Below are 7805 nucleotides of genomic sequence, written 5' to 3' on the forward strand. Positions count from 1 at the left end.
TTTGCTTACTTTTTTTGGCGCTTGTAAAAAAGTAAGTCGCCGTCAGGCGAAACCGCCAGCCGCAGCTCCCGAAGCAACGGATATGCCCCCAAGAGCAAGATCAAAAGCTACCCCCCTCACCCCAACCCTCCCGAAACGTCGGACCGCCCCCAAGGGGGCGAGGGGGAAAGGGAGCTGATCTTCATGCAACGCAAAATCCGGCCCGACTCAAAATCAGTCACGGAGAAATTCAGCCACCTTCTGCGCAGCACCCGCCAAATGATCGGAATGCGTAAACCCAGAAACCTTCAACGGCTTCAAATCATGATCCCCCGCCACCAACCAAAACACCTCAATCCCCGGCGCTAACGAATACCCCTCAACCGCCTCGCGATTCCCCAGAGCATCCCGCTCCCCCTGCACAATCAACGTCCGCGCCTTCAACCCAGCCAAATGCTCAATCCGCGGCTTCTCCGGCTTCCCCACCGCATAAAACGGATACCCCAGACACACCAACGCATCCACCCCCAACTCATCCGCCACCAGACTCGCCATCCGCCCGCCCATCGACTTGCCGCCAACAGCCAAAACCCCAGCGACATGACGCCGCACAAGCGCAAACACCTCACGCCAGCAATCCAACAGTTTCGGCGCAGGATTCGGCGGCCGCTTCACCCCATCCACCCGCCGCTGCGCCATATACGGAAACTCAAAGCGCAACACGTTGACCCCAAGCCCGGCAAGGCGCCCAGCCATGTCGTTCATCCAGTCGCTATCCATCGGCGCCCCCGCCCCGTGGGCCAGAATCAGCGTTGCTGAAGCCTCACCAACAGCGGCATCCCACAACCATCCATGATCGAGCACACACTGCGCCCATTGATCCCCGTCAATACTGGCCTTGTGCTGTTTGTCCATGCTTGCCTCGCTTTTAGTCTGCCTATAACTCCAGGCGAAGGATTCGCGTCGTTTGCACGCGCTCACTTCGGCTGAACCGTGGATGGGGAACCATGAACACTTCTATCAGTACCGCCTACAACTACAAGGTGGTCCGCCAATTCGCCATTATGACGGTGGTGTGGGGCATCGTCGGCATGGGCCTCGGGGTTTTTCTCGCGGCGCAATTGGTCTGGCCGGAACTCAACTTCAATTTGCCCTGGACCAGTTTCGGCCGTCTGCGCCCGCTACACACCAACGCGGTAATCTTCGCCTTTGGTGGCTGCGCGCTGTTCGCCAGTTCTTTTTATTCGGTGCAACGCACCTGCCAGACACAATTGTTCGCGCCGCAAATCGCCGCGTTCTGCTTCTGGGGCTGGCAGCTGGTGATCCTGTTGGCGGCGATCAGCCTGCCGCTGGGTTACACCAGTTCCAAGGAGTACGCCGAGCTGGAATGGCCGATCGACATCCTGATCACCATCGTCTGGGTCGCCTACGCCATCGTGTTCTTCGGCACGATCATGCAGCGCAAAACCAAACACATTTATGTGGGCAACTGGTTCTTCGGCGCGTTCATCATCACCGTGGCGATTCTGCACATCGTCAACAACCTTGAGTTGCCGGTGAGTTTCACCAAGTCCTACTCGGTGTACGCCGGTGCAACCGACGCGATGGTGCAATGGTGGTATGGCCACAACGCTGTGGGCTTTTTCCTCACCGCCGGCTTCCTCGGCATGATGTATTACTTCGTGCCGAAACAGGCCGAGCGTCCGGTGTACTCGTATCGCCTGTCGATCGTGCACTTCTGGGCGTTGATTACCCTGTACATCTGGGCCGGCCCGCACCACTTGCACTACACCGCGCTGCCGGACTGGGCGCAATCGCTGGGCATGGTGATGTCGCTAATCCTGCTGGCACCGAGCTGGGGCGGCATGATCAACGGCATGATGACCCTCTCGGGCGCCTGGCATAAGTTGCGCAGCGACCCGATCCTGCGCTTCCTCGTGGTGTCGCTGGCGTTCTACGGCATGTCGACCTTCGAAGGGCCGATGATGGCGATCAAGACTGTCAACGCCCTCTCCCACTACACCGACTGGACCATCGGCCACGTTCACGCCGGCGCGCTCGGCTGGGTGGCGATGATTTCGATCGGCGCGCTGTACCACATGATCCCGAAAATCTTCGGCAAAGCGCAGATGCACAGCGTCGGTTTGATCAACGCGCACTTCTGGCTCGCGACCATCGGCACCGTGCTCTACATCGCCTCGATGTGGGTCAACGGCATCGCCCAGGGCCTGATGTGGCGCGCAGTCAACGAGGACGGCACGCTGACCTACTCCTTCGTCGAAACCCTGGTGGCCAGCCATCCGGGCTTTGTCGTGCGGCTGATCGGCGGGGCGATTTTCTTAAGCGGCATGTTGCTGATGGCTTACAACACCTGGCGCACCGTGCGGGCCTCGCAGCCTGCTGATGTCGTTGCTGCCGCGCAGATGGCCTGAGGAGTCCGCCATGAAACACGAAACGATTGAAAAGAACGTCGGCCTGCTGATGCTGCTGATGGTGTTCGCCGTGAGCATCGGCGGCCTGACCCAGATCGTCCCGCTGTTCTTCCAGGACGTCACCAACAAACCGGTGGAAGGCATGAAGCCCTATACCGCGCTGCAACTGGAAGGTCGCGACATCTACATCCGCGAAGGCTGCGTCGGTTGCCACTCGCAGATGATCCGTCCGTTCCGCGCCGAAACCGAACGCTACGGGCACTACTCGGTTGCGGGCGAAAGCGTTTGGGACCACCCGTTCCTGTGGGGTTCAAAACGTACCGGTCCGGACCTCGCCCGGGTTGGCGCACGCTATTCGGATGACTGGCACCGCGCGCACTTGTACAACCCGCGCAACGTTGTGCCGGAATCGAAGATGCCGGCCTATCCGTGGCTGGTCACCCAAGCGGTCGACAGCAGCCACACCGAAACCAAGCTGAAAACCATGCGCACGCTCGGCGTGCCGTACACCGACGACGACATCAGCGGCGCGGTCGCCAGCCTCAAGGGCAAGACCGAAATGGACGCCCTCGTTTCCTATCTGCAAGTGCTCGGCACTGCGATCAAGAGCAAGAGGTGAACCATGGTCATTGAAATGAGTGCTGGCCTGATTCGCGGCCTCGGCACGGTCGTGGTATTCGTCGCGTTCGTCGGCCTGACCTTGTGGGTGTTCAACCGCAAGCGCACGCCGGAATTCGCCGAAGCACGCCTGCTGCCATTCGCCGACGAACCACTACCCGAAACAATTTCAGCCCCTGAAACAAGGAGTACCCGGCCATGACCACCTTCTGGAGTACGTGGATCTGCGTACTGACCATTGGCAGCCTGATCGGCCTGACCTGGCTGCTGATCGGCACCCGTCGGGGCGAGACCAAGGGCAGCGTCGACCAGACCATGGGCCACAGCTTCGACGGCATCGAGGAATACGACAATCCGCTGCCGCAATGGTGGTTTATGCTGTTCGCCGGCACGCTGGTGTTCTCGGTGGGCTATCTGGTTCTGTATCCGGGCCTGGGCAACTGGAAAGGCATCCTGCCCGGTTACGAGGATGGCTGGACCGGCGTGCACGAATGGGAAAAGGAAATGAACAAGGCCGACGCCCGGTTCGGGCCGATTTTCGCCAAATTCGCGGCGATGCCGCTGGAAGAAGTGGCCAAGGATCCGCAGGCGCTGAAAATGGGCGGTCGTCTGTTCGCCTCCAATTGCTCGGTATGCCACGGCTCGGATGCCAAGGGTGCGTTCGGCTTCCCTAACCTTGCTGACAGCGACTGGCGCTGGGGCGGCGATGCCGAGACGATCAAGACCACTATCATGGGTGGGCGGATGGCGGCGATGCCGGCCTGGGGCGAAGTGCTCGGTGAGGCTGGGGTGAAAAACGTTGCCGCGTATGTGCGCCACGAACTGGCCGGCCTGCCGCTACCCGCCGACAGCAAGGCGGATCTGCAAGCCGGGCAGCAGGCGTTCAGCACCACTTGCGTTGCCTGTCATGGCGCCACCGGCCAGGGCACTGCGGCGATGGGCGCGCCAAACCTGACCCATCCGGCCGGCTTCATTTATGGCACCAGCCTGACCCAACTGGAACAGACCATTCGCCATGGTCGTCAGGGGCATATGCCAGCGCAGAACGAATTGCTGGGCAACGATAAAGTGCAATTGCTTGCCGCTTATGTGTACAGCCTTAGTCGCGGATTGAACACAGAAAAACTGTTAACTGAAGACAGCAAGAAATAACAATTGCGTGCACCACTGCCGCAGCTTTCTCGCTGCGGCAGTTTCCCGCCCCTTTGCGACGCATTGTCGCACCCCTTGGATCCTCTCCTTTCGGAACCCCGGATTCGGGTCTACGCTTCATCGAAGCGGACCGGCTGAAGTCGGTTTCCAGATCAATCCCGAACGATGCGCGCCGTGAACCGGCTGAAGGATTCGCCGCAAACGCAGGTAGATAACGGCTGTTGCGCCGGTTGCCCGTAATTTCCCGATCACGACCTGTGAACGGGCACCGTTGACGGCGATCCGGATTGCGAGCTTTTCACGCCCACTGCGACATTTTGTCAGAGGCCATTTTTGACCCTACTCGGCGCATGGAAAGGCCGCAGAATCAGCGTTGGAAAGCATTGACCCAGGTCATGGCGCGTTGCAATGACCCCCTGCTTTATACATACTTGCGGCCGATTTTATCCCTATAAAAATACCCAAACCGTGGAACCTTAGAATGAGCACAGCAATCAGTCCGACTGCTTATAACTATAAGGTAGTCCGCCAGTTCGCCATCATGACGGTGGTCTGGGGGATCCTTGGCATGGGGCTCGGTGTCTTCATCGCCTCGCAACTGGTCTGGCCGGAACTGAACTTCGGTCTGCCGTGGACGAGCTTTGGACGCTTGCGCCCGTTGCACACAAACCTGGTGATTTTCGCCTTCGGCGGTTGTGCACTGTTTGCCACTTCCTACTATGTCGTGCAGCGAACCTGCCAGACGCGACTGATTTCCGACAGCCTCGCTGCCTTCACCTTCTGGGGCTGGCAAGCGGTCATCGTCGGCGCCATCATCACTTTGCCGCTGGGTTACACCACCACCAAGGAATACGCCGAGCTGGAATGGCCGATCGCGATTCTGCTGGCGATTGTCTGGGTCACTTACGGTCTGGTGTTCTTCGGCACCATCACCAAGCGCAAAACCAAGCACATCTATGTCGGCAACTGGTTCTACGGCGCATTCATCGTCGTCACCGCGATGCTGCACATCGTCAACCACATGTCGCTGCCGGTCAGCCTGTTCAAGTCGTATTCGGCCTACTCCGGTGCCACTGACGCGATGATCCAGTGGTGGTATGGCCACAACGCGGTGGGCTTCTTCCTGACCACCGGTTTCCTCGGGATGATGTACTACTTCGTGCCGAAACAGGCCGAACGCCCGATCTACTCCTATCGTCTGTCGATCGTGCACTTCTGGGCGCTGATTACCCTGTACATCTGGGCCGGCCCGCACCACCTGCACTACACCGCCCTGCCGGACTGGGCACAATCGCTGGGCATGGCGATGTCGATCATCCTCCTGGCGCCAAGCTGGGGCGGCATGATCAACGGCATGATGACCCTGTCGGGCGCCTGGCATAAGTTGCGCACCGACCCGATCCTGCGCTTCCTCGTGGTATCGCTGGCGTTCTACGGCATGTCGACCTTCGAAGGGCCGATGATGGCGATCAAGACCGTCAACTCGCTCTCGCACTACACCGACTGGACCATCGGCCACGTACACGCCGGCGCCCTCGGTTGGGTAGCAATGATCTCGATCGGCGCGATCTACCACATGATCCCGAAACTGTTCGGCCGGGCGCAGATGCACAGCACCGGGCTGATCAACGCGCACTTCTGGCTCGCCACTATCGGCACCGTGCTTTACATCGCGTCGATGTGGGTCAACGGCATCACCCAGGGCCTGATGTGGCGTGCAATCAACGATGACGGCACCCTCACCTACTCGTTCGTCGAAGCGCTGCAGGCCAGCCACCCGGGCTTCATCGTCCGTGCGCTGGGCGGTGCTTTCTTTGCCAGCGGCATGCTGCTGATGGCTTACAACGTGTACCGCACCGTTCGTGCGTCGGATCCGGTTGAAGCCGAAGCCGCCGCCAAGATTGCCGTCGTTGGAGCTCACTGATGAAGCATGAAGCTGTCGAGAAGAATATTGGCCTGTTGGCCTTCTTCATGGTCATCGCCGTCAGCGTCGGTGGCCTGACCCAAATCGTTCCACTGTTCTTCCAGGACGTCACCAACAAGCCGGTCGAGGGCATGAAGCCACGTTCGGCGCTGGAACTGGAAGGCCGCGACGTGTACATCGCCAACGGTTGTGTCGGCTGCCACTCGCAGATGATCCGCCCGTTCCGCGCTGAAACCGAACGCTACGGCCACTATTCGGTTGCCGGTGAAAGCGTCTGGGATCACCCGTTCCTGTGGGGTTCCAAACGTACCGGTCCGGACCTGGCCCGTGTGGGCGGTCGTTACTCCGATGACTGGCAACGTGCGCACTTGTATAACCCGCGCAACGTGGTCCCCGAGTCGAAAATGCCGGCTTACCCGTTCCTCGTGGAAAACAAGCTCGACGGCAAGGAAACCGCGAAAAAAATGGAAGTCTTGCGCACCCTCGGCGTGCCGTACACCGACGAAGACATCGCCGGTGCACAGGATGCCGTGAAGGGCAAAACCGAAATGGACGCGCTGGTGGCCTATCTGCAAGGCCTGGGCACCATCATCAAAAGCAAACGGTGAATCTGATGGATATCGGGATGATTCGAGGCCTGGGCACCGTGGTCGTGATGGTGGCCTTCATCGGTCTGGCCTTGTGGGTGTTCAGCCCCAAGCGCAAGTCGGAATTCGACGACGCGACCATGCTGCCTTTTGCCGATGATCCCGAAGCCATCAAGCACGTCGAGCAAGCTTCTAGGAGTAACAAAGAATGACTACATTCTGGAGTCTGTACGTCACAGTCCTCAGTCTCGGTACGATCTTCGCCCTGACCTGGCTATTGCTGTCGACCCGCAAGGGCCAGCGCAGCGAACAGACGGACGAGACGGTCGGCCACTCCTTCGACGGGATCGAGGAGTACGACAACCCGCTGCCGAAATGGTGGTTCATGCTGTTCGTCGGCACCATCATTTTTGCCCTGGGTTATTTGGTGCTGTACCCGGGCCTGGGCAACTGGAAAGGTCTGCTGCCGGGCTACAACTATCTGGATACCGAGAAGCAGACCGCGTTCGCCAACGGCCAGACCGGCTGGACTGGCGTTCACGAGTGGGAAAAGGAAATGGCCCGCTCGGACGCTCGCTTCGGTCCGATTTTCGCCAAGTTCGCAGCGATGCCGATCGAAGAAGTCGCCAAGGATCCGCAAGCACTGAAGATGGGCGGCCGTTTGTTCGCGTCCAACTGCTCGGTGTGCCACGGTTCCGACGCCAAGGGCGCCTATGGCTTCCCCAACCTGACCGACGCCGACTGGCGCTGGGGCGGTGAGCCGGAAACCATCAAGACCACCATCATGGGCGGCCGCCACGCGGTGATGCCGGCGTGGGCTGAAGTGATCGGTGAGCAAGGCGTGGCTGACGTAGCCGCCTTCGTGGTGACCAATCTCGACGGGCGCAAACTGCCGGAAGGCACCAAGGCCGACCCGGCCAACGGCCAGAAACTCTTCGCCGCCAACTGCGTGGCTTGCCACGGCCCTGCCGGTAAAGGCACCCCGGCCATGGGTGCGCCTGACCTGACCCATCCGGGCGCATTCATCTACGGCTCGAGCTTCGCGCAACTGCAGCAGACCATCCGCTACGGCCGTCAGGGCCAGATGCCGGCGCAGGAACAACTGCAGGGCAA

General features: G+C 60.0%; 9 protein-coding genes. 8 read left to right on the forward strand and 1 reads right to left on the reverse strand.

The window, feature by feature from the left end:
• Positions 1-213 precede the first annotated feature (213 nt).
• Positions 214-894: an alpha/beta family hydrolase gene (locus tag D6877_RS23820; RefSeq protein WP_130912296.1), complete on the reverse strand. Its 681-nt coding sequence runs from the start codon at positions 892-894 to the stop codon at positions 214-216.
• A gap of 92 nt (positions 895-986) precedes the next feature.
• Between D6877_RS23820 and ccoN (D6877_RS23825) the strand changes: the two genes are divergently transcribed.
• From ccoN (D6877_RS23825) to ccoP (D6877_RS23860), 8 genes are all read left to right on the forward strand, one after another.
• Entirely contained in the window at positions 987-2411 is a 1425-nt protein-coding gene (gene ccoN / locus D6877_RS23825) for a cytochrome-c oxidase, cbb3-type subunit I (RefSeq protein WP_024012337.1), read from the forward strand.
• Positions 2412-2421: 10 nt separating this feature from the next.
• The gene (gene ccoO, locus D6877_RS23830) at positions 2422-3030 is read left to right on the forward strand and encodes a cytochrome-c oxidase, cbb3-type subunit II (protein WP_003223389.1); all 609 of its coding nucleotides are present in this window, start codon (positions 2422-2424) and stop codon (positions 3028-3030) included.
• Between the two features lie 3 nt (positions 3031-3033).
• On the forward strand, positions 3034-3231 hold the full coding sequence (locus D6877_RS23835) for a cbb3-type cytochrome c oxidase subunit 3 (RefSeq protein WP_016773878.1): 198 nt from the start codon (positions 3034-3036) through the stop codon (positions 3229-3231).
• Entirely contained in the window at positions 3228-4181 is a 954-nt protein-coding gene (gene ccoP / locus D6877_RS23840; protein WP_130912297.1) for a cytochrome-c oxidase, cbb3-type subunit III, read from the forward strand. Before D6877_RS23835 ends, ccoP (D6877_RS23840) begins: the two co-directional genes overlap by 4 nt.
• 481 nt (positions 4182-4662) lie before the next feature.
• Positions 4663-6105, forward strand: coding sequence for a cytochrome-c oxidase, cbb3-type subunit I (gene ccoN / locus D6877_RS23845; protein ID WP_024012334.1), 1443 nt, complete (start codon positions 4663-4665; stop codon positions 6103-6105).
• Positions 6105-6713 carry a cytochrome-c oxidase, cbb3-type subunit II gene (gene ccoO / locus D6877_RS23850; RefSeq protein WP_007917161.1) on the forward strand — a complete coding sequence of 203 codons (609 nt, stop codon included), beginning with the start codon at positions 6105-6107 and terminating at the stop codon, positions 6711-6713. The genes ccoN (D6877_RS23845) and ccoO (D6877_RS23850) overlap by 1 nt, the downstream gene beginning before the upstream one ends.
• 5 nt (positions 6714-6718) lie before the next feature.
• Positions 6719-6904: a CcoQ/FixQ family Cbb3-type cytochrome c oxidase assembly chaperone gene (locus D6877_RS23855; RefSeq protein ID WP_016775513.1), complete on the forward strand. Its 186-nt coding sequence runs from the start codon at positions 6719-6721 to the stop codon at positions 6902-6904.
• Positions 6901-7805, forward strand: a 905-nt coding sequence (gene ccoP, locus D6877_RS23860; RefSeq protein WP_130912298.1) for a cytochrome-c oxidase, cbb3-type subunit III, incomplete at its 3' end; no start/stop codon positions are given. The genes D6877_RS23855 and ccoP (D6877_RS23860), both read left to right, overlap by 4 nt.

The sequence above is a fragment of the Pseudomonas sp. Sample_9 genome (genome assembly GCF_004307535.1).
Lineage (GTDB): Bacteria > Pseudomonadota > Gammaproteobacteria > Pseudomonadales > Pseudomonadaceae > Aquipseudomonas > Aquipseudomonas mercuritolerans.

Coding starts and splice junctions, on each gene's coding strand:
- D6877_RS23820 (WP_130912296.1), bottom strand. CDS start 894: ATGGACAAACAGCACAAGGCCAGTATTGACGGGGATCAATGGGCGCAG.
- ccoN (WP_024012337.1), top strand. CDS start 987: ATGAACACTTCTATCAGTACCGCCTACAACTACAAGGTGGTCCGCCAA.
- ccoO (WP_003223389.1), top strand. CDS start 2,422: ATGAAACACGAAACGATTGAAAAGAACGTCGGCCTGCTGATGCTGCTG.
- D6877_RS23835 (WP_016773878.1), top strand. CDS start 3,034: ATGGTCATTGAAATGAGTGCTGGCCTGATTCGCGGCCTCGGCACGGTC.
- ccoP (WP_130912297.1), top strand. CDS start 3,228: ATGACCACCTTCTGGAGTACGTGGATCTGCGTACTGACCATTGGCAGC.
- ccoN (WP_024012334.1), top strand. CDS start 4,663: ATGAGCACAGCAATCAGTCCGACTGCTTATAACTATAAGGTAGTCCGC.
- ccoO (WP_007917161.1), top strand. CDS start 6,105: ATGAAGCATGAAGCTGTCGAGAAGAATATTGGCCTGTTGGCCTTCTTC.
- D6877_RS23855 (WP_016775513.1), top strand. CDS start 6,719: ATGGATATCGGGATGATTCGAGGCCTGGGCACCGTGGTCGTGATGGTG.